The 21090-nt window shown below is 72.1% G+C and carries 14 protein-coding genes; 4 read left to right on the top strand and 10 right to left on the bottom strand.

The features are described 5' to 3' along the window. A complete protein-coding gene (locus ACFVWW_RS19080; RefSeq protein WP_386877521.1) occupies positions 1-1935 on the bottom strand; it encodes a SpoIIE family protein phosphatase in 1935 nt (644 codons plus the stop codon). 300 nt (positions 1936-2235) lie between these two features. On the opposite strand from ACFVWW_RS19080, the gene ACFVWW_RS19085 reads away from it, so the two are divergent. Then, positions 2236-2820, top strand: a complete 585-nt coding sequence (locus ACFVWW_RS19085) for a two-component system response regulator (RefSeq protein WP_384191482.1) — start codon at positions 2236-2238, stop codon at positions 2818-2820. 56 nt (positions 2821-2876) lie between these two features. Here ACFVWW_RS19085 and ACFVWW_RS19090 read toward each other — a convergent pair whose 3' ends face one another. Both ACFVWW_RS19090 and lepA read right to left on the bottom strand, forming a co-directional pair. Beyond that, positions 2877-4766 carry an AMP-dependent synthetase/ligase gene (locus ACFVWW_RS19090; protein ID WP_384191485.1) on the bottom strand — a complete coding sequence of 630 codons (1890 nt, stop codon included), beginning with the start codon at positions 4764-4766 and terminating at the stop codon, positions 2877-2879. A gap of 226 nt (positions 4767-4992) precedes the next feature. Beyond that, positions 4993-6864 (bottom strand): translation elongation factor 4, encoded by a 1872-nt coding sequence (gene lepA / locus ACFVWW_RS19095; RefSeq protein WP_386877522.1) that lies wholly within the window; start codon positions 6862-6864, stop codon positions 4993-4995. A gap of 204 nt (positions 6865-7068) precedes the next feature. On the opposite strand from lepA, the gene rpsT reads away from it, so the two are divergent. Then, on the top strand, positions 7069-7335 hold the full coding sequence (gene rpsT / locus ACFVWW_RS19100) for a 30S ribosomal protein S20 (protein ID WP_384191491.1): 267 nt from the start codon (positions 7069-7071) through the stop codon (positions 7333-7335). 216 nt (positions 7336-7551) lie between these two features. Here rpsT and holA read toward each other — a convergent pair whose 3' ends face one another. The 7 genes from holA to leuS all read right to left on the bottom strand — a co-directional run bounded on the left by holA (position 7552) and on the right by leuS (position 17336). After that, entirely contained in the window at positions 7552-8538 is a 987-nt protein-coding gene (holA, locus tag ACFVWW_RS19105; RefSeq protein ID WP_384191494.1) for a DNA polymerase III subunit delta, read from the bottom strand. A 52-nt stretch (positions 8539-8590) separates the two neighbouring features. Further along, the gene (locus tag ACFVWW_RS19110) at positions 8591-8836 is read right to left on the bottom strand and encodes a hypothetical protein (protein ID WP_384191497.1); all 246 of its coding nucleotides are present in this window, start codon (positions 8834-8836) and stop codon (positions 8591-8593) included. A gap of 44 nt (positions 8837-8880) precedes the next feature. Then, a complete protein-coding gene (locus tag ACFVWW_RS19115) occupies positions 8881-11358 on the bottom strand; it encodes a ComEC/Rec2 family competence protein (protein WP_386877523.1) in 2478 nt (825 codons plus the stop codon). After that, a complete protein-coding gene (locus ACFVWW_RS19120) occupies positions 11355-12014 on the bottom strand; it encodes a helix-hairpin-helix domain-containing protein (protein ID WP_386877524.1) in 660 nt (219 codons plus the stop codon). Before ACFVWW_RS19120 ends, ACFVWW_RS19115 begins: the two co-directional genes overlap by 4 nt. A 438-nt stretch (positions 12015-12452) precedes the next feature. Then, positions 12453-13298 carry a DegV family protein gene (locus tag ACFVWW_RS19125; RefSeq protein WP_384191506.1) on the bottom strand — a complete coding sequence of 282 codons (846 nt, stop codon included), beginning with the start codon at positions 13296-13298 and terminating at the stop codon, positions 12453-12455. A gap of 198 nt (positions 13299-13496) precedes the next feature. After that, positions 13497-14258, bottom strand: a complete 762-nt coding sequence (locus tag ACFVWW_RS19130; RefSeq protein WP_384191516.1) for a hypothetical protein — start codon at positions 14256-14258, stop codon at positions 13497-13499. Positions 14259-14459: 201 nt separating this feature from the next. Next, the gene (gene leuS, locus ACFVWW_RS19135; protein ID WP_386877525.1) at positions 14460-17336 is read right to left on the bottom strand and encodes a leucine--tRNA ligase; all 2877 of its coding nucleotides are present in this window, start codon (positions 17334-17336) and stop codon (positions 14460-14462) included. A gap of 521 nt (positions 17337-17857) precedes the next feature. On the opposite strand from leuS, the gene ACFVWW_RS19140 reads away from it, so the two are divergent. Both ACFVWW_RS19140 and ACFVWW_RS19145 read left to right on the top strand, forming a co-directional pair. Beyond that, positions 17858-19381 (top strand): hypothetical protein, encoded by a 1524-nt coding sequence (locus ACFVWW_RS19140; RefSeq protein ID WP_386877723.1) that lies wholly within the window; start codon positions 17858-17860, stop codon positions 19379-19381. Further along, complete coding sequence (locus ACFVWW_RS19145; protein WP_386877526.1) at positions 19378-20958, top strand: ferredoxin; 1581 nt, start codon at positions 19378-19380, stop codon at positions 20956-20958. The genes ACFVWW_RS19140 and ACFVWW_RS19145 overlap by 4 nt, the downstream gene beginning before the upstream one ends. Positions 20959-21090 lie beyond the last annotated feature (132 nt).

Consider the following 21090-nt stretch of genomic DNA (forward strand, 5'->3'; position numbering starts at 1 on the left):
TCATTCGGCCTGGAACACCAGCAGGGCGAGATCGTCCCCGGGCGGGGTGTCGGCGAACTCGTGCACGGCCCGGCGTATCCGCTGCGCCACGCCCTGCGCCGTCAGCCCCGCGCACGCCGCCAGGGTCCGCGCGAGCCCGTCGCCGTCGTCGAGGAGCTGCCGGCCCGAGCGCCGTTCCGTGACGCCGTCGGTGACGCAGAGCAGGGTGTCGCCGGGCTCCAGGTCGAAGGTGCTGCTCTCGTACGCGACGTTCTCCACGACCCCGAGCAGCAGCTGCGGCTCGGCGGCGGCCCGTACCGTCCCGTCGGGTCTCAGCAGCAGCGGCAGCGGGTGGCCGGCGCTGGCGAGGGTGCACCGTACGCCGCCGGAGGGGCCCGGCAGCGGCTTCAGCTCCCCGTACAGCAGCGACAGGAAGCGGGCCTGGCCGCCCTCGGGCAGCGCCTGGGCGGCGTCGGGCAGCCCGGCACCGGCGGCGGCCGCCGCGGCCATCAGGGACGCCGATTCTGCCGCCTCGGTCGCGTCGTCGAGGAGCAGCCGGTTGAGCCGGTCGAGGACCGCCCCGACGCGGTAGTTCTCGCGGGCGAGCAGCCGCAGCCAGGGGCGGGCGAGGCCGGTGACGACGGCGGCCTCGGGGCCGCTGCCCTGGACGTCGCCGAGCATGAAGCACCAGCGGTCGCCGGGCGGGCACGGGAAGATGTCGTAGAAGTCGCCGCCCGCGAGACCCTCGTCGCTCGGCTCGTACACCACGGCGCTGGCGACGCCCGGGATCCGCGCGACCTGGCTGGGCAGCAGTCCGCGCTGGAGGACCTGGCTGATGGTGACCTGCCGGGTGTAGCGGCGGGCGGCGCCGATCGCGAGGGCGATGCGGCGCGCGAAGTCCTCGATGAGGGCGGTCACTTCGTCGGGGATCTCGCTCTGGCCCGGCCGGCCGATCAGCAGCGTGCCGAGGGTGCGTCCGTTCGCGAGCAGCCGGCAGGCGAGAGCCATGCCCTCGCCCGTACGCGCCTGCGCACCCGCACCCGGCCAGGGCACCCGTACCGGTCCGCCGCGCGGCGGGTCGGGCAGCCGCGGGGGCTCCTTCTCCAGCAGCGCCCGCAGTTCGGCGCTCCTGGACTCGTCCGCGTGCCACACCCGCGCGAGCCGGGGCGCTCCGCCCGCCGGTCCGCCCTCGCTGTCCAGCCAGACCGCGCACCACTGGGCGAGCCGCGGCACCAGCAGCTGACCCGCGAGCGCGGCGACCAGGTCCTCGTCGAGCTGTCCCGCGAGCAGTTCGGAGGCCTCGGCGAGGAAGGAGAGGGCGCCCCGGCCGGCCCACTCCGGGTCGTCGCGCACGGTGCGCCGGGTCGCGGGGGCGAGGATCTCGGCGGCGCGCAGTCCGCGGCGCAGGACCGGTTCTGTGCCCTGTGCGGGGCCCGCCTCCCGTCCTTCGAGCGAGAGGCGGGCCCAGACGGTCTTGAGCCCGGAGCGGTAGGTGATGCCCCAGCGTTCGGCGAGGGCGGCGACGAGCTGGAGGCCGCGGCCGTACTCGGGCGTGCCGGGCGGAGCCTGGGTCCGTGCCTCGCTCTGTAACGCGCGGCCGGGGTGGTGGTCGGACACCTCGATGACCAGGGCGGCGGGTTCGTCGGCCGCCTCGGTGGGGTCTTCGGAGGGCTCCTCCAGACGGCAGAGCAGCTCCACGGTGGTACCGGCGTGCACGACGGCGTTGGTGACGAGTTCGTTGACGATCACCACGGCGTCGTCCGCGAGCAGATCGGTGCTGTGGCTCCCGGACGAACAGCCCTCGTCCCCGCGGCAGAAGGTGCAGGTGGCGAGCAGCCCGAGGCTGGTCCAGTCGGCCAGCGCCGCGCGGGTGAAGCGGCGGGCGGCGGCCGGAGCGAGCGGGTTGCCGGGCAGGCTGGTACGTGACGTGGACCGCGCGTCCTTCCGTAACGGCACCTGGGGCACCGGACGGTGAAGGCTCTCGCGCGGGATCGGAATGGGCCTCACTGGGGCTCCTGATCCGGTTCTGGCGTTGTGCCGCTTACGATCCCGACAGCGTGACAGACAGAACGCGCCCGTACGCGCCGAGTTATCGAAGTGGACGGAGATTGACCCGGGGCCGCGGTCGCGGCGCGGGGCTGGGGCGACGGCTGGGGCGACATGAGGCCAAACCACCCGAACGACGTGCGAAATCGCTCCGAGCAGAGCATTCTTGCCTCCCTGGCCGAAACGTGAGGGCCGGAACAAGGAGACCGCATGAGCGGGAAGACAGCCATCACGGATCGCGCGAGCATCCTTCTCGTTGATGACATGGAGGACAATCTCGAAGCGCTCGAAGCGGTGCTGGCATCCCTCGACGAGCCGCTCGTACGCGCCCGTTCGGGCGAGGAGGCGATGACGGCGCTGCTGCGGCAGCCGTTCGCGGTGGTCCTGCTGGATGTCCGGATGCCGGGCATGGACGGCTTCGAGACCGCCTCCCGGATCAAGCGGCTGGACGGGGCCAAGGACACCCCGATCATCTTCCTGAACGGCCCTGAGTCCGACAGCGGTTACGCCTTCCGTGGGTACGCGACGGGAGCGGCGGACTTTCTGACCAAGCCCTTCGACCCCTGGATGCTGCGCGCCAAGGTCAGTGTCTTCCTGGATCTGCACCGCAAGAACCGCCAGCTGGAACGGATGCTGGCGCAGGATCAGGAACAGCTGGGGCAGATCACGGACCGGCTGTCCTCGATCGAGGAGGAGCTGCGCCGGAACGGCCCGAACGATCTCACCGTACTGGGGCATCAGCTCGCCCGGATAGAGGACGCCCTCGGCGAACTACGGCGCGGGCGGGGCCGGTAGCCGTCCGCGGACGGGGCCCGGCGGGCCCCGTCGCGCGCCGTACGGGCGGATACGGCTCAGGACTCCCGGGAGCCCTCGTACATCTCCTCGATCAGGTCCTTGTACTCGCGCTCCACGACCGGCCTCTTGAGCTTGAGGCTGGGCGTCAGCTCGCCGTGCTCGATATCCAGGTCGCGGGGCAGCAGCCGGAACTTCTTGATGGTCTGCCAGCGCTGGAGCCCGTCGTTGAGCCGCTTCACATAGCCGTCGATCAGTTGCTGGGCCTGGGCGGAGGCGACCACGTCGGCGTACGGCTTGCCGCCCATGCCGTTCTCCTCGGCCCAGCCGAGGATCGTCGGCTCGTCGAGCGCGATCAGGGCCGTACAGAAGTTACGGTCCGCGCCGTGCACCAGGATGTTGGAGACGAACGGGCACACCGCCTTGAACTGGCCCTCGACCTCCGCCGGTGCGATGTACTTGCCGCCCGACGTCTTGATCAGGTCCTTCTTGCGGTCGGTGATCCGCAGATAGCCGTCGACGGACAGCTCACCGATGTCGCCGGTGTGGAACCAGCCGTCGGACTCCAGGACTTCCGCGGTCTTCTCGGGCTGCCCGTGATATCCGGCCATGATCCCCGGGCCGCGCAGCAGGATCTCGCCGTCGTCGGCGATGCGCACCTCGGTGCCGGGCAGCGGCTTGCCGACCGTACCGGTGCGGTACGCGTCGCCCGGGTTGACGAAGCTCGCGGCGCTGGACTCGGTCAGGCCGTAGCCCTCCAGGATGTGGATCCCGGCGCCGGAGAAGAAGTAGCCGATGTCCGGGGCGAGCGCGGCGGACCCGGAGATCGCGGCGCGCAGCCGGCCGCCGAACGCCTCGCGCAGCTTGGTGTAGACGAGCGCGTCGGCGACCTTGTGCTTGGCGCCGAGGGCGAACGGCACGGACGCCGTGCCCGTACGGCGGAAGTTGTCCTGGGAGACCTTGGCGTACTCACGGGCGACGCCGGCCGCCCACTGGAAGATCTTGTACTTGGCGCCGCCGCCGGCCCGCGCCTTGGCCGCGACCCCGTTGTACACCTTCTCGAAGATCCGCGGCACGGCCGCCATGTACGTCGGCTGGACCACCGGAAGGTTCTCGATGATCTTGTCCACGCGCCCGTCCACGGCGGTGACATGCCCGACCTCGATCTGGCCGGAGGTCAGCACCTTGCCGAAGACATGGGCGAGCGGCAGCCACAGGTACTGCACGTCGTCGGTCGTGATCAGTCCGGTCGAGGCGATGGCCTTGGCCATGTACGACCAGTTGTCGTGCGGCAGCCGTACGCCCTTGGGGCGGCCGGTGGTGCCCGAGGTGTAGATCAGGGTGGCGAGCTGCGTGGCCGTGATGGCCCCGACCCGCTCCGTGACCGCCTCCGGGTGCTTGGTCAGATACTCCGCCCCGCGCGCCTCCAGATCGGCGAGCGAGAGCACCCAGCCCTCCGGGTCGCCCTCGGCGGGCTGCGCGTCGGCGGCGTCGATCACGACGACATGGGCGAGGTGCGGCAGCTCGGCCCGGCGCTCGCGCGCCTTGGCGAGCTGGGCGGCGTCCTCAGCGATCAGTACCCGGCTGTCCGAGTCGGCGAGGATGTACGCGGACTCCTCGGTGTTGGTCGAGGGGTAGACCGTGGTGGTCGCGGCGCCCGCGCACATCACCCCGAGGTCGGCGAGGATCCACTCGACGCGGGTGGCGGCGGCGAGCGCGACGCGCTCCTCGGGCCGTACGCCCAGCTCGATCAGGCCGGCGGCGATGGCGAACACCCGCTCGGCGGCCTGGCCCCAGCTCAGCGAGCGCCACTCGTCGGGGCCCTGCCCCGACGTGCGCGGCACGGGATAGCGATAGGCCTCCGCGTCCGGCGTGGCCGCCACGCGCTCAATGAAGAGGGTCGCCACGGAGGGCGGCCGGTTCTCGATCAAGGTCTGTGTGTCGCTCACGACATCCTCCGGGCCCGCGGCAGCGCTGCGTGACTGACTGATTGTGTGACTGGCGAGTAACTAACTGGCGAGTAACTATCGATCAGTGATCAGACTAGAGGCCCCCCGGCCGGTGCGTAAGAGGCAGTGGGATGTCGCTTCATAACGAACCCGCCCCATCAACCACGGACGGACCCCCGCGCCACAGCGTGAGGGTCCGTCCGTGGTTGCCGCCGGCCGGCCGCTCCTACTTCTTCGACTTGCCGCCGCCGGATTCGTCGCTGGACAGCACCGCGATGAAGGCTTCCTGCGGGACCTCGACGCTGCCGACCATCTTCATCCGCTTCTTGCCTTCCTTCTGCTTCTCCAGCAGCTTGCGCTTCCGGGAGATGTCACCGCCGTAGCACTTGGCGAGGACGTCCTTACGGATGGCGCGGATCGTCTCGCGGGCGATGACCCGGGAGCCGATGGCGGCCTGGATGGGCACCTCGAAGGCCTGGCGCGGGATCAGCTCGCGCAGCTTGGCGACGAGCCGCACGCCGTACGCGTACGCCTGGTCCCGGTGGGTGATCGCCGAGAAGGCGTCGACCTTGTCGCCGTGCAGCAGGATGTCGACCTTGACGAGATGGGCGCTCTGCTCGCCGGTGGGCTCGTAGTCGAGCGAGGCGTAGCCCCGGGTCTTGGACTTCAGCTGGTCGAAGAAGTCGAAGACGATCTCCGCGAGCGGCAGCGTGTAGCGGATCTCGACCCGGTCCTCGGAGAGGTAGTCCATGCCGAGCAGCGTGCCGCGGCGGGTCTGGCACAGTTCCATGATCGAGCCGATGAACTCGCTCGGGGCGAGGATCGTGGCCCGTACGACCGGCTCGTGCACCGAGTCGATCTTGCCCTCGGGGAACTCGCTCGGGTTGGTGACCGTGTGCTCGCGGCCGTCCTCCATCTCCACCCGGTAGACCACGTTGGGCGCGGTGGCGATCAGGTCGAGGCCGAACTCGCGCTCCAGGCGCTCCCGGATGACGTCGAGGTGCAGCAGTCCGAGGAAGCCGACGCGGAAGCCGAAGCCGAGGGCCGCGGAGGTCTCCGGCTCGTAGACCAGGGCCGCGTCGTTGAGCTGGAGCTTGTCGAGGGCGTCGCGCAGCTCGGGGTAGTCCGAGCCGTCCAGCGGATAGAGGCCGGAGAACACCATCGGCTTGGGGTCCTTGTAGCCGCCGAGCGCCTCGCTCGCCCCCTTGTTGAGCGTGGTGATCGTGTCACCGACCTTGGACTGGCGGACGTCCTTCACACCCGTGATCAGATAGCCGACCTCACCGACGCCGAGGCCGTCGGCCGAGGTCATCTCCGGGGAGGAGACGCCGATCTCCAGCAGCTCGTGGGTGGCCCCGGTGGACATCATCCGGATCCGCTCACGCTTGTTGAGCTGGCCGTCGATGACGCGGACGTACGTGACGACACCGCGGTACGAGTCATAGACGGAGTCGAAGATCATCGCGCGGGCGGGCGCGTCCTTGACGCCGACCGGCGGCGGCACGTCCTTGACCACCCGGTCGAGCAGGACGTCCACGCCGACGCCGGTCTTCGCCGAGACCTTGAGGACGTCCTCCGGCTGGCAGCCGATGAGGTTCGCCAGCTCCTCGGAGAACTTCTCCGGCTGGGCGGCCGGCAGGTCGATCTTGTTGAGGACCGGCACGATGGTGAGGTCGTTCTCCATCGCGAGATAGAGGTTGGCGAGGGTCTGCGCCTCGATGCCCTGGGCGGCGTCCACCAGGAGGACCGTGCCCTCGCAGGCCGCCAGCGAACGGGACACCTCATAGGTGAAGTCCACGTGGCCCGGCGTGTCGATCATGTTGAGGACATGGGTCGTGCCCTGTCCCTCACCCGTGGTGGGGGCCCAGGGCAGCCGGACCGCCTGGGACTTGATCGTGATGCCGCGCTCGCGCTCGATATCCATCCGGTCGAGGTACTGAGCACGCATCTGCCGAACATCGACCACTCCGGTCAGCTGGAGCATCCGGTCGGCGAGCGTCGACTTGCCGTGGTCGATGTGCGCGATGATGCAGAAGTTGCGGAGCAGCGCCGGGTCCGTACGACTGGGCTCGGGCACGTGGATAGGGGTCGCGGGCACGCAGGGTCCTGATTCTTGAGACGCGCGGCGTCTCGTCTCGGGTCGACTCGGATCGATACGTAGCCTCCATCGTCCCACGGGCGCGGGACTGCGCCGGGTTTGGGACGGTCGGAGGGTCACTGCTAACCTGAGCAGCTGTGTCTCGTGCCGTCTCGGCGCGGGACGGCTCGGTCAAAGATTCATCGAACCTGAAAAGGCTCTTTCGTGGCGAACATCAAGTCCCAGATCAAGCGGAACAAGACGAACGAGAAGGCACGCCTGCGCAACAAGGCTGTCAAGTCGTCGCTCAAGACCGCGATCCGCAAGGCCCGTGAGGCCGCTGCCGCGGGCGACGTCGAGAAGGCCTCCGTGGCCGCTCGTGAGGCGTCCCGCAAGCTCGACAAGGCTGCCTCGAAGGGTGTCATCCACAAGAACGCCGCCGCCAACAAGAAGTCGGCGCTGGCTGCCAAGGTTGCCTCCCTCCAGGGCTGAGCCGCTCCTGATTTGATCGCCGGACAGGACTCAGCGGGCCCTCTCTACCGCTCCTGAACGGCATCCTCCGAACTCGCACGCGACTGCGTTCGCCACGCGGGTGCGAGTTCATCTGATTCACGTCGAGGCCCCGGCCCCGTCCTCCCCAGGACGGGACCGGGGCCTTCGTCATGGGGGTATGAGTGATGGGGGGTACAAGTGCCTGCCGGAGAGGGCCTAACGGCCGGTGCGGGCCGCGCGGGCGATCGTGACGACTGCCTTCTCCAGGGCGTACTCCGGATCGTCGCCGCCGCCCTTGACGCCCGCGTCGGCCTCGGCGACCGCCCGCAGCGCCGTCGCCACCCCGTCCGGGGTCCAGCCGCGCATCTGCTGGCGCACCCGGTCGATCTTCCACGGCGGCATCCCCAGCTCGCGGGCGAGATCGGCGGGCCGCCCGCCCCGGGCGGAGGAGAGCTTGCCGATGGCCCGGACGCCCTGGGCCAGGGCGCTGGTGATCAGCACGGGAGCCACCCCGGTCGACAGCGACCAGCGCAGCGCTTCGAGGGCGTCGGCCGCCCGGCCCTCCACGGCCCGGTCGGCGACGGTGAAGCTGGAGGCCTCGGCGCGGCCCGTGTAGTACCGGCCGACGACCGCCTCGTCGATCGTGCCCTCGACATCCGCGGCGAGCTGGGAGACGGCGCTCGCCAGCTCCCGCAGATCGCTGCCGATCGAGTCGACCAGGGCCTGGCATGCCTCGGGCGTGGCCGAGCGGCCCAGCACGCGGAATTCGGAGCGTACGAACGTCAGCCGCTCGGCGGGCTTGGTCGTCTTGGGGCAGGCGACCTCACGGGCCCCCGCCTTGCGGGCGGCGTCCAGCAGCGCCTTGCCCTTGGCCGCTCCGGCGTGCAGCAGGACGAGCGTGATCTCCTCGGCGGGCGCGTCGAGATACGCCTTGACGTCCTTGATCGTGTCGGCGGAGAGATCGTGCGCGTTCCGCACGACGACGACCTTGCGCTCGGCGAAGAGCGACGGGCTGGTCAGCTCGGCGAGGGTACCGGGCTGGAGCTGGTCGGAGGTGAGGTCGCGTACGTCCGTGTCGGCGTCGGCGGCGCGGGCGGCCGCCACCACCTGCTGCACGGCGCGGTCGAGCAGCAGGTCCTCCTGGCCCACGGCGAGCGTCAGAGGGGCGAGCGGATCGTCGGGGGAAGTCTTCCTGGTGGCCATCGCGGTCCAGCATCGCACGGGCCACCGACAGCCGGAGCTACGGCCGCGACGCTCAGGGCGCTTCCCGCCAGCCGTCCCAGTCGGCCACGAACGCGTCCAGCGCCGCGCCGTCCATCCGCGCCTCCGGGTCCTCCACGACCACCAGCCACTGGGCGTCCTCGGCGTCGTCCTCGCCGGCCAGCGCGTCCCGTACGAGCCGTGGTTCGTCGGCCACCCCGAACCGCTCACCGAGCGCTTGCGCCACCTCCTCGGCGGCGTCGCGGTCGGGCAGCACCAGCACATGTCTCACATCGCTCACGGCGGCATTCTCCCAGCCCGCGTTCCATCACCCCGTCCGGGCACTCAGTCCGCCCGCCGGAGCGCCACCGCTCGCAGCCCGGCGCCCGTGCCCGTCACCGCGATCGACCCGTCCATGTCCGTACGCAGCACCCTCGCTCCCCCGGCGCGCAGTGCGTCGACGGTCCGGGGCGCGGGGTGTCCGTACGGGTTGTCCCGCCCCGCGGAGATCAGGGCGAGCCGGGGGCGGACGCCGTGGAGCAGCCCCGGATGCTGGAAGGGCGAGCCGTGGTGCGCGACCTTGAGCACGTCGACCGGGGGCAGCGCCGGATGGTCGTGCAACAGGCCCTGTTGGGCGGGTGGTTCGAGGTCACCGAGGAGCAGCAGCGTGGGGCCGTGGGTGATGCGTACGAACAGGGTGACGCTGGAGTCGTTCGGCCCCCCGGCGGCCGCTCCCGGCCCCGCCCGTGGCCACAGCACCCGCCAGGTGAGCGGCCCGGTCCGCCGCCGCTCCCCCGGCCGGGCGCGGACGACGGGCACCCGGGCGGCGGCCGCCGTTCTCCTTACGAACGCGCCTTGGGCCGGCGGATCCTCGGCGGCCGTCGTCTCGATCGCGCCGACCGCCCTGCCCCGCAGCACACCGGGCAGCCCGGTGACATGGTCGGCATGGAAGTGGGTGAGCAGCAGTAGCGGGATACGGGTGACGCCGAGATCGCGCAGACAGCGGTCGGCGAGTTCGGGGTCGGGCCCTGCGTCCACGACCACGCCCGCACCGTCGCCCGCCGCGAGCACCATGGTGTCGCCCTGGCCGACGTCGCACAGTGCGAACGCCCAACCCGGCGGCGGCCAGCCGGTGACGATCCGGGTGAAGGGCGGGGGCCGCAGGACCGCGAGCAGAAGAAGCACGGCACACGCCGAGGCCGTCCAGGGATGGTGCCCGATCCGCCGCGCGGCGAGCAGGGCGAGGACCGTCAGGGCGGCGAACAGCAGACCGCCCGACCAGCCGCCGGGCCAGGCGGCCTCCGCGCCGGGCAGCGCCGCGCCGGCCCGGGCGACGGACGCGATCCAGCCCGCCGGCCATCCCGCGCATCTGGCCAGCGCCTCGGCCACGGGCATCGCCAGGGGCGCCGTGGCGAGCGCGGCGAAGCCGAGGACCGTGGCCGGGGCCACCGCCAGTTCGGCGAAGAGATTGCACGGGATCGCGACCAGGCTGACCCTGGCCGCGAACACGGCCACCACGGGAGCGCAGACGGCCTGCGCCGCACCCGCCGCGGCCAGCGCCTCCGCGAGCCGTGGCGGCACCCCGCGCCGCGCCAGGGCCGCGCTCCACCGCGGCCCGATGGTGAGCAGCGCGCCGGTGGCCAGTACGGAGAGGAGAAAGCCGTAACTCCGGGCCAGCCAGGGGTCGTAGAGCACCAGGAGCAGTACGGCGGCGGCCAGCGCCGGAATCAGTGTCCTGCGCCGGCCCGTGCCGATGGCGAGAAGGGTGATCAGCCCGCAGGCGGCGGCCCGCAGCACACTGGGCTCCGGCCGGCAGACGATCACGAAGGCCAGCGTGAGCGCCCCGCCGAGCAGCGCGGTCGACCGCAGCGAGATCCCCAGGCGCGGGGCGAGTCCGCGCCGCTCGGCTCTCGTGGCGAGCCCGGGCGGCCCGATCAGCAGGGCGAGCACGACGGTCAGATTGCTTCCCGACACCGCGAGCAGATGCGTGAGGTCGGTCGCGGTGAACGCGTCGCGCAGCTCAGGTGCAATCCGCGAGATGTCGCCGACGACCAGTCCTGGCAGCAGGGCGCGGGCATCGGGATCGAGCCCGTCGGTCGCCTCGCGCAGCCCGGCACGGAGATGTCCTGCCGTGCGCTGCACGACGGTCGGCGCCCCGATGACCTGCGGCGGTCCGGTCCCCTCCACCCGCAACGCCGCCGCGTAGCGGTCGTCCTCGTGCAGCGGGGGCGAGAGCCTCGCGGTGACCCGCAGCCGGGTGGAGGGCAGCAGCCGTCGCCACCGGCCGGTGTGCTCGCCGGGCGTGGCGATCACCAGGACGGGCGTCCGGCCCGTGGTGACCTCACCGTCGAGCGCCGTCATCCGAATGATGTCCGCGTCGAGGAGGAATCTCCCGCCGGACACCTGGTCGCCGATGACCTTCGCGCGCGTCGGCCGGGGATCGGAGGTAACTGTCACCTCCACGGTGACCCGGGCGTACCGCTCCGCGAGTCCGGGCACGGGCCCCCGGCGTGTGTCGGCCCCGTGCAGCCCGGCGGACGCCGCCCCGGCGGCGGCGCACAGCAGCACGCCGGCGACCGCCACCCCGTGAAGCCGACGGCGCCTCCCGGCGCGCGCGGTCCGCGCCAGGAGGAGCGCGGCCGTCAGAACGCAGGCCGTCGCCCCGACGGCGGTCCAGCGTCCCGGCAGGCCCAGCGCCAGGGCCGCCGCGGCCCAGGCCGCCAGGGCCGGCGGGACCAGGCGGAGGTCGGCCGGCGCCTCTTGGCGGGGGTCGGCGGCTCCCAGGCGGTGGGCGGCTTCCGAGTGGACCGCGGCGCGCGTCATGGGCCGACGAGAGGCTGGAGGTCCGCGAACCGGCGCTCGCCGATGCCGTTCACCTCGCGGAGTTCCTCGACGGACCGGAAGCCTCCGTGCTGGGTGCGGTAGTCGATGATGTGCCGGGCGAGCACGGGACCGACTCCGGGCAGCGTGTCGAACTGGTCGGCCGTGCCGGAGTTGAGACTCACCGGCCCCGTGGCCGGAGCGCCGCCACCGCCGCCGACGCCACCGCCGGTGCCTGGCCCCGGTGGTGACGGCCCGCCGACCACCACCTGTTCGCCGTCCATCAGCACCCGGGCCCGGTTGAGCCCGGTGAGGTCAGCGCCGGGCGTGACGCCCCCGGCCGCACGCAGCGCGTCGGCGACCCGCGATCCGGCCGGCAGCCGCAGCACACCCGGCTGCCGCACCTTGCCGCCCACATCGACGACGACACGGGGCGTCTGCGCGGACGGGGGCGGCGACAGCGACGGCTTCGGAACGACGGGCTCCGCACGGACCTTCTCCGGTGCGCTGACGGATTGCGGCCGCGCGGCCCAGAAGTGCTGAGCGGCGAGAACCACGGCGACCACCAGGACCACGGCGAGCGCGGCGAGCGTCCTGGGCTCCAGACCGCATCTCAGCTGCACCCACATCGGCAGCCGCTCCCGCACCACGGAAGCCACCCGCTCGCGCCTCGGACCGGGCCCACCCGGCTCGGCTCGCCCGCCATCTCCGACGAGCACCTCCGCCGCATCCGGCGGCGCCGTCACCGCCGGCGCGGCGACGAAGAGGGCGTCCGCGCGACTGCGCGGAGCCGTCAGGGCCGTACCGCCCACGCCCCCGGCAGCGGAGAGCGCCCTACGCGGGCGACTTCGTACCCCGCCGTGAAGGGTCCGGCCGTGAAGGGTCCGGCCGCGGCGGGTCCGGCCATGGCGGGCGCGGCCGTCGGAGTCGGGAGCGCGGCCCGGGCCGCTGGTTGCGGAGCGTGTTCGGAGAGCCATGACACAAGACGGTAGGCACATCCGCCGGACCCCGCCGAGCAGGCCGAATTTCCGTGGACAACGAGCCGGTTGTGGACAACTCCGCCACCCGTACGAGGGAGTTCGGCAGCTGTCGGACCGTCAGCGCGGTGAGATCACGGCCCCCAGCAGCCCCGGCCCCGTGTGCGCCCCGATCACCGCGCCCACTTCGCTGACATGCAGATCCGCGAGGCCGGGCACCCGCTCGCGCAGCCGCTCGGCGAGCGCCGCGGCCCGCTCCGGCGCCGCCAGATGGTGCACGGCGATATCCACCTGACTCGTGCCCGCGCGGTCGGCGACGATCTCCTCCAGCCGGGCGATGGCCTTCGACGCCGTACGCACCTTCTCCATCAGTTCGATACGCCCGCCGTCCAGTTGCAGCAGCGGTTTCACCGCGAGCGCCGAGCCGAACAGCGCCTGGGCCGCGCCGATACGGCCGCCCCGGCGCAGGTAGTCCAGCGTGTCGACGTAGAAGTACGCGGAGGTGCCCGCGGCGCGCTTCTCGGCGGCGGCCACCGCCTCGTCCAGCGTGCCGTCCGCCTCCGCGGCCTCGGCGGCCGCCAGCGCGCAGAACCCGAGCGCCATCGCCACCATTCCGGTGTCCACCACCCGTACCGGCACCGGCGCGTCCTTCGCCGCGAGCACGGCGGCGTCGTACGTCCCGGAGAACTCGGCCGACAGATGCAGTGAGATGATCCCGGTCGCACCGGCTTCCGCCGCCGCGCGGTACGCGGCGGCGAAGACCTCGGGGCTGGGCCGCGAGGTGGTCACGGAGCGTCGCTTCTGGAGTGCCACGGCCAGCGAACGCGCCGAGATCTCGGTGCCCTCTTCCAGCGCGCGGTCACCGAGCACAACGGTCAGCGGCACCGCGGTGATGCCGTGCCGCTCCATCGCCTGCGGCGGCAGGTAGGCCGTGGAATCGGTGATGATCGCGACATGGCGGGACATGACCGGGAGGTTACCCGTCGGCGCCGCCGGTCGGCAGCCCGGCCCCGCCTCAATGATCGATTCCGTCCCGGCGCGCCGCCCATCCCGGTCCGTTCCGCCCATTCCCTGCTCCGTTCACCCCGCTCGCCCGCACCTCGCTCCACAGACGCGCGGCGCGAGCCGAGCGGCGGGTCGGAACGGTCGGAGCGGTCGGAGCGGTCAGTTCGTGGTCTCGGGCCTGGCCTGCCTGGTCGGCTTCTGCCAGGGGTAGGTGGTCCGCCGGGGATCGGGCGGCTCGATCGCCTGCGGTCCCTCGGCGGGCGGCGGCTCGGGCCAGGTCTGGTCGGTGACCGTACGCTCCGGCGTGCCGGCCGGCTCGTGCCCGGCCACCGGCTCCGCCCCGGGCTCCGGCCACGCCGTGTCCTGCTCGGGCTCCGCCGTCGACCAGTGCCGCAGCGCTCCCGACTCCACATCGATCTGCGCACTCAGCGAGGACAGATCGTCCTCCGCGAACTTCCGCGCCCGGTCCCGCGCCGCCCAGCGCAGCGAATCCGCCGAATGCGTGATCCGCTCCGTGCGCTCCCGCAGCTCCTGGAGGCGGTCGGCGATCCTCGCCCGGTCCGGGTCACGCTCCAGCTGCCGCAGCTCGTCGTCCAGCTCACGGCCGTGCGCGCTCAGCCGCTGGAAGAGGGCGATCGACTCCGACAGCGAGGCGTCCTCGGCCGCGCCCGCCTGCAGCGCGTCCTGGGTGGCCCGCATCGAGGTGCGCAGCTTCAGCCGCAGCTGGGCCAGCTGTCCCGGTACGCCCAGCTGCCCGATGCTCCTGGCCCGCAGCGTCGTGTCCTCCACGGTGCGGCGTGCCTGCGAGATCGTACGGTCGACGCCGCGTCTGGCCGCGCCGACCGCCTTGACGCTCACATAGATCCCCAGCGCCACGAAGGTGACGAAGAGCAGCGCCAGGATGATGATCGCGACCTCCATGGGCGCCCCTTCGTAGTGGCCATGTCCAGCTTGTGCTTCAGGCCATGGCTCGGACAGTGGTGCGTCGTACGGTTGTGCTTCCTCCACCGTAAACGGAACGGGCAGGCGAAGGGTTCCGCAAGAACCCTCAACCTGCCCGCAGGGGAAAAAGCCATGTCCGCCGGACCGCGTGACGCGGCCCGCAGAACCGCCCGTCCGCCGTTACGCCGGAACGATGTTCACCAGCTTCGGCGCCCGCACGATCACCTTCCGGATCCCGGCGCCGCCCAGCGCGGCGACCACGGCCGCGTCACCCAGCGCCAGCGCCTCCAGCTCCTCGTCCGAGATGGACGGCGAGACCTCCAGCCGCGCCTTGACCTTGCCCTTGAGCTGCACCACGCAGGTCACGGTCTCGTCGACGACATACGCCGGGTCGGCGACCGGGAAGTCCTGGTGCACGACGGATTCCGCGTGGCCCAGCCTGCGCCACAGCTCCTCGGCGATGTGCGGGGCCAGCGGCGCGATCAGCAGCACCAGCCGCTCGGCGACCGGGCGCGAGAGCGGTCCGCCCACCTTGGTCAGGTGGTTGTTCAGCTCGGTGACCTTGGCGATGGCCGTGTTGAAGCGCATCGCCGCCATGTCCTGCGTGACCCCGTCGATCGCCTTGTGCAGCGCACGCAGCGTGTCCTCGTCGGGCTCGGTGTCCACGACGGTGACCTCGCCGGTCGCCTCGTCGACGACATTGCGCCACAGCCGCTGCAGCAGCCGGTACTGGCCCACCACCGCGCGCGTGTCCCATGGCCGCGAGACATCCAGCGGTCCCATCGCCATCTCGTACAGCCGCAGCGTGTCCGCGCCGTACTCGGTACAGATCTCGTCCGGCGTGACCGCGTTCTTCAGGGACTTGCCCATCTTGCCCAGGACGCGGCTGACCTTCTCGCCCTGGTACCAGTACCCGCCGTCGCGCTCCTCGACCTCGACGGCCGGGACCGCGATCCCGCGGCTGTCGCGGTAGACGAAGGCCTGGATCATGCCCTGGTTGTACAGCTTGTGGAACGGCTCGACCGAGGAGATGTGCCCCAGGTCGAACAGCACCTTGGACCAGAAGCGCGCGTACAGCAGATGCAGGACGGCGTGCTCGGCGCCGCCCACGTACAGGTCGACACCGCCGTGCGGCTGACCCTCGCGCGGGCCCATCCAGTACTGCTCGATGGCCGGGTCGACCAGCTTCTCGCTGTTGTGCGGGTCCAGATAGCGCAGCTCGTACCAGCACGAACCGGCCCAGTTCGGCATGGTGTTGGTCTCCCGGCGGTAGCGCTTGACGCCCTCGCCCAGGCCCAGGTCCAGTTCCACGTCGACCCAGTCCTCGTTCCGCGACAGCGGCGTCTCGGGCCGGGTGTCCGCGTCATTCGGGTCGAACGTACGGGGCGAGTAGTCGTCAACCTCCGGCAGCTCCAGCGGCAGCATCGACTCGGGCAGCGCGTGCGCGGTGCCGTCCTCGTCGTACACGATCGGGAAGGGCTCGCCCCAGTAGCGCTGCCGGCTGAACAGCCAGTCGCGCAGCCGGAAGTTGACCGTGCCCTCGCCGATGCCGCGCTCGGCCAGCCAGTCGGTGATCTTCGCCTTGGCCTCGACGACCCCCAGGCCGTCCAGCGAGATGTCCTCGCCCGTCGAGTTGACGATGCGCGCGTCGTACGAGGCGAACGCGTCCTCCCACTCCGCCGGGTCCGTGGAGCGGCCGTCCGAGGGCTCGACGACACAGCGCATCGGCAGCTCGAAGGCGCGTGCGAACGCGAAGTCACGGCTGTCGTGCGCCGGGACGGCCATGATCGCGCCGGTGCCGTACCCCATCAGCACATAGTCGGCGATGAAGACGGGCACCCGCTCGCCGCTGACCGGGTTGGTCGCGTACGCGCCGGTGAAGACACCGGTCTTGTCCTTGGCCTCGGCCTGCCGCTCCACGTCGGACTTCGACACGGCCTGCTTGCGGTACGCGCCGACGGCCTCGGCGGGGGTCGCGTGACCACCCGTCCATACGTCGTGCGTGCCCTCGGGCCAGGCGGTCGGGACGATCTTCTCGACCAGGTCGTGTTCCGGCGCCAGCACCATGTACGTGGCGCCGAACAGGGTGTCCTGACGGGTGGTGAACACGGTGATGGCGTCCGTGTCCCCGACCGGGAAGTCGACGCGCGCGCCCTCGCTGCGCCCGATCCAGTTGCGCTGCTGCAGCTTGATGGCCTCGGGCCAGTCCAGCGCGTCCAGATCGTTCAGCAGCCGGTCGGCGTAGGCGGTGATGCGCATGTTCCACTGGCGCAGCTTCGCCTTGAACACCGGGAAGTTGCCGCGCTCGGAGCGGCCGTCCGCGGTGACTTCCTCATTGGCCAGGACGGTGCCCAGACCGGGACACCAGTTGACGGGGGCGTCGGAGGCGTACGCCAGCCGGTGGTCGCCCAGGACGCCGGCGCGCTCTTCCGCGCTCAGCTCACTCCAGGGGCGCCCGTCCGGCGTCGCGCGCTCCCCGCTCTCGAAGAGCGCCACCAGCTCGTCGATGGGACGGGCCTTGTCCGCGTCCTTGTCGTACCAGGAGTTGAAGATCTGTACGAAGATCCACTGGGTCCACTTGTAGTAGTCCGGGTCGATCGTCGCGAAGGAGCGGCGCTTGTCGTGGCCCAGGCCCAGCCGGCGCAGCTGGACCTTCATGTTCTCCATATTGGCCTCGGTGGAGATCCGAGGATGCGTGCCGGTCTGCACCGCGTACTGCTCGGCGGGCAGGCCGAAGGCGTCGAAGCCCAGCGTGTGCAGGACGTTGTGCCCGGTCATGCGCTGGTGGCGGGCGAACACGTCGGTGGCGATGTAGCCCAGCGGGTGCCCGACATGCAGACCCGCGCCGGACGGATACGGGAACATGTCCATGATGAACTTTTTGGGCTTCGCGGCCAGGACCGGGTCACCGGCCAGATCGCCCGTGGGGTTGGGCGCCTCGTACGTGCCCTCGGCGTCCCAGAAGTCCTGCCAGCGTGCCTCGATGTCGGCGGCCATGGCAGCCGTGTAGCGGTGCGGCGCGGCCGGCTCGGCGGCAGCGGAATTCGTCTCGCTCATGATCCTCAAAGGCTCCATCGATCGTCTCTGCCAGCGGATTCGGCTCTGCCATTCAGTGAATGACGTGAATGACCGTGCCTGTCGGTGAACGAAAAAGGCCCCTCACACAGGAGGGGACGCCGCGCTGATTCCGACCGGATCTTTCATCCGTCGGGACTGATCAGCACGGCCCGCTAAGCAGAAGGCGTACGGCACGCATGGCGTCAGGGTACCGCAGGGCCCGGACGGCCCGCACGGGGCAGGGCGCGGGGGCGGGCACGGGGCTTGGCAAGGGGTACTCCATGAGCCGGCGGGGGCGGACGAAGGCTCGGGCGTACGCCTTACTCCGCGTATCGACCCTATCCGGGGCAACCCCAGAGTCGGTTGCCTCACCTTCCCCCGGTTAAACCTGCAAACCGCGCACTGCCTGGTATGGCTCGACTTAGCATGCCGCAACGGGACCGCTTTCCCGAGCCATTCGGAGTTGCCCCCCTATGAACCCTCATCGCATGTTCAGCTCATCGTCCAACCAGAACCCGGGGATGAGCCGGCAGATTCAGGGCGGAGTCACCATCGCCGCGCTGGTACTGGTACCCGTGCTCGCCGTCGCAGGCGGCGACGCCTTCCGCGCCGCACTCGACTTCACCACCGGTGTGCTGTCGCTGCTCTCCCTGACCGCGGCCGTCGCCTGGGGCCTGATAGCCACCGACCGGCTGCTGCTCTCCCCGCGCCACCGCCTCCTCGCCCAGGGCGTCCACCGGGCGACGGCGGTCGCCTCGCTCGGCTTTCTGCTGCTGCACGTCACCGTCAAGGTCACGCTCGGGCATGTGGCGCTGCTCGGCGCGCTGGTGCCGTTCGGCCTCGGTGTCACGGGTACGGACGGCCTCATCGGGTTCGGTTCGCTCGCCGGGCTCCTGATGATCGTCGCCGCCACGACCGGCGCGCTGCGCAGCGCCTTCGCCACCCCGGGACGCATCGCGGGCCGCTGGCGGGCGATGCACATGCTGGCCTATCCGGCCTGGTGCTTCGCCCTGGTGCACGGGCTCTACGCGGGCCGCGCTCCGGCGGTCTGGGTGACCACCCTGTACTGCCTGTCCCTCGCCGGGGTCGCCGCGGCCGTGTCGCTGCGGCTCCTGTCCCGCCCGCTCCAGCGCCGGATCGCCGACCGGATCGGGGCGCTGACCGGCGCCGTCCGTGAGATCCCGGAGCCCGAGCAGGCCCGCCGCGATCCCTCGGCACAGCCGCTCCCCGGCGCCACGGGTGCCGCACCGCCGCCCGTGTACGAGCAGCGGCTCCAGCGGGAGCCGGCGATGTCGGCGCAGCCGCTGGGAGCCCCGCGTGCGCGACGGCGGCTCGCCGCCCCCGCCCCGCCGCTGTACGAGGCGGCGCGGCCCCCTCATGACCGTCCGGCCGACCGCGTCACCGACTCCTTCGCCGGTCTCGGTGCCGATCCGCTGTCAGGTCTCGGCGCCGATCCGCTGTCAGGGCCCGGTACGGGGATCTCCGCCGGCTATCGCGCGGTCACACTGGGCGGCGACCCGACCGTGCGGATGCCGGTGCCGCCCCCGTCCCCGGGGTCGCCGGCCGGGGAGATACCGCTCGCCGAGCGCATCCCCCTGACCGAGGAACTCCCGGTCGTCCCTGACGAGCCGGCGGGCAGGCCGGGTTCCTGGCCCGCGCCGTCGCCGCCGGTGCCCACGCAGGCGTTCGCTCCGCCCGCGTCGGTCCCGTACGACACCGGTGCCACACCCGTGTACGACAGCGGCGCGGTCCCTCCGTACGACACCGGCGCCACACCCGCGTACGGCCCCGGAGCCGCCCCGTACGGCACCGGCGCCCTGCCGGCGTACCAGGCCGACTCCGCGTACGACACGGGCTCCGCCCCCGCCTACGACACCGGCCCCCTCCCCCCGTACGACACGGGCTCCCTCCCCGCCTACGACCCCGGCGCCGCCCCCGCCCCCGACGGCCGGGGGCCGGCCTCGCCGCCTCCGTCCTCGCCCGGCCCCCTCTATCCGCCCCCGGCCGGGGAACCCTGGCACGCACCCGCAGGAGACCGACCGTGAACGCCCCTCTCCCCGATGTCCCCGAAGTCCGCGTCGTCGGCCTCCCCCAGCTGACGCAGGGCTTCGACCTGGTCGAGCGCCTCGACCTCGCCATGCATCTCAAGGTGCACGGACCGCTGGAGCCGATGACCGGCGAACGGCTGGCGCAGCTCGCCGAGAACATATCCCTGCGCGGCCGCGGCGGCGCCGGCTTTCCCTTCGGCAAGAAACTGCGGGCCGTCGCCACGGCCTCGATCCGCCGCGGGGTACGGCCCGTCGTCGTGATCAACGGCAGTGAGGGCGAGCCCGCCTGCCGCAAGGACACCGTGCTGCTCAACCGCGCGCCGCATCTCATCCTCGACGGCGCGCTGCTGGCCGCCGAGGCGCTCGGCGCCCGCACCCTGATCGTCGCCGTCACCCGTAACTCCACGGAGATCTCGATCCGTGCGGCGCTCGCCGAGCGCGGTCTGACCGACCGGCGCGGCCAGCAGCTGCGGGCGCGGGTGGTCCGTACCCCCGAGCGCATGGTGTCGGGCGAGGCGTCCGCCGTGATCCGCGCCGCGGGCGGCGGCCCCGCGCTGCCCCCCGGCCGCCGTGAGCGCGCCGCGGAGTCCGGTGTCGGCGGCGCCCCGACACTGCTGTCCAACGCCGAGACCTACGCCCAGCTGGCCGTCGGCGCCCGGATCGGCGCCCGCCGCTACGGCCACACCGGCCTCGACAGCGAGCCCGGCACGGTCCTGCTCACCGTCTCGGGCGCGGTCGCCCGTCCCATGGTCGTCGAGGTGCCGACGGGGGTGCCGCTGCGGTACGTCCTACAGATGGCCGGCGCCCCGCCGCTCCCCCAGGGCGTGCTGACCGGCGGCTACCACGGCAACTGGATCGACGCGGTGGCCGCCCATGAGGCCGTCATCTCACGCGACTCCCTCGCGGCCGTGGGCGGTTCGCTGGGCGCGGGCGCGATCCTGCCGATCGGTCCCGAGACCTGTCCGCTGGGTGAGGCGCTCCGGGTCGCCAACTGGCTCGCCGCCGAGACGGCCGGCCAGTGCGGCCCCTGCAAGCTCGGTCTGCCGGCCGCCGCGGGCGGTCTGTCGGATGTCATCAACGGCGGCGGCCCGGCCGCCCTGGAGGCGCTGCGCGCGGTGACCCAGGCGGTCAAGGGCCGGGGCGCCTGCAAGCACCCGGACGGCTCCGCACGCTTCTTCGCCTCCACCCTGTCGGCGTTCACGGACGATCTCGCCGCGCATGTGCTGGACGGGGGCTGCGGGCGCGAGACGACCGGTGTGCTGCCGCTGCCGGGCCCCGGGTACCAGGACGCGGAGGAGTCCATCCCGAGCGGCGAGAAGCTGGCCGTGGACTGGACGCTCTGCCAGGGGCACGGCCTCTGCGCGGACATCGTGCCCGAGCTGATCCGGCTGGGCCCCGACGGCTATCCGGCGCTCGCGGACGCGTCCGTTCCGATGCATCTGCGGGGGCGCGCCCAGCGCGCCGTGCGCCGCTGTCCCGCGCTCGCGCTCCGTATCGAGCAGCCGGCGCCCGAGAGGCCCGCGCCGGCGCTCCCGTCCGTCGGCCGCAAGGCCCTGGGCCCCGGCCGCGGTTGAGCGGTCACCCCACACGACGAGAAGCGGGGGCGGCGCGTAGGGGTGGGGCCGGGTCGGGGGGGGGGAACGGTGGGGGGAAAGGGGAATTTTCAGCAGAACACCGGACATCCAGGGCAGCGCGCGAGCAAAAAA

Source organism: Streptomyces sp. NPDC058198 (assembly GCF_042882605.1).
In the GTDB taxonomy this organism is placed as follows: domain Bacteria; phylum Actinomycetota; class Actinomycetes; order Streptomycetales; family Streptomycetaceae; genus Streptomyces.

What these genes read in the sequence shown, in the direction of transcription:
- ACFVWW_RS19085 (WP_384191482.1), top strand. Translation starts at nt 2,236, where the DNA reads ATGAGCGGGAAGACAGCCATCACGGATCGCGCGAGCATCCTTCTCGTT.
- holA (WP_384191494.1), bottom strand. Translation starts at nt 8,538, where the DNA reads ATGGCCACCAGGAAGACTTCCCCCGACGATCCGCTCGCCCCTCTGACG.
- ACFVWW_RS19115 (WP_386877523.1), bottom strand. Translation starts at nt 11,358, where the DNA reads ATGACGCGCGCCGCGGTCCACTCGGAAGCCGCCCACCGCCTGGGAGCC.
- ACFVWW_RS19125 (WP_384191506.1), bottom strand. Translation starts at nt 13,298, where the DNA reads ATGTCCCGCCATGTCGCGATCATCACCGATTCCACGGCCTACCTGCCG.
- ACFVWW_RS19130 (WP_384191516.1), bottom strand. Translation starts at nt 14,258, where the DNA reads ATGGAGGTCGCGATCATCATCCTGGCGCTGCTCTTCGTCACCTTCGTG.
- leuS (WP_386877525.1), bottom strand. Translation starts at nt 17,336, where the DNA reads ATGAGCGAGACGAATTCCGCTGCCGCCGAGCCGGCCGCGCCGCACCGC.
- ACFVWW_RS19140 (WP_386877723.1), top strand. Translation starts at nt 17,858, where the DNA reads ATGAGCCGGCAGATTCAGGGCGGAGTCACCATCGCCGCGCTGGTACTG.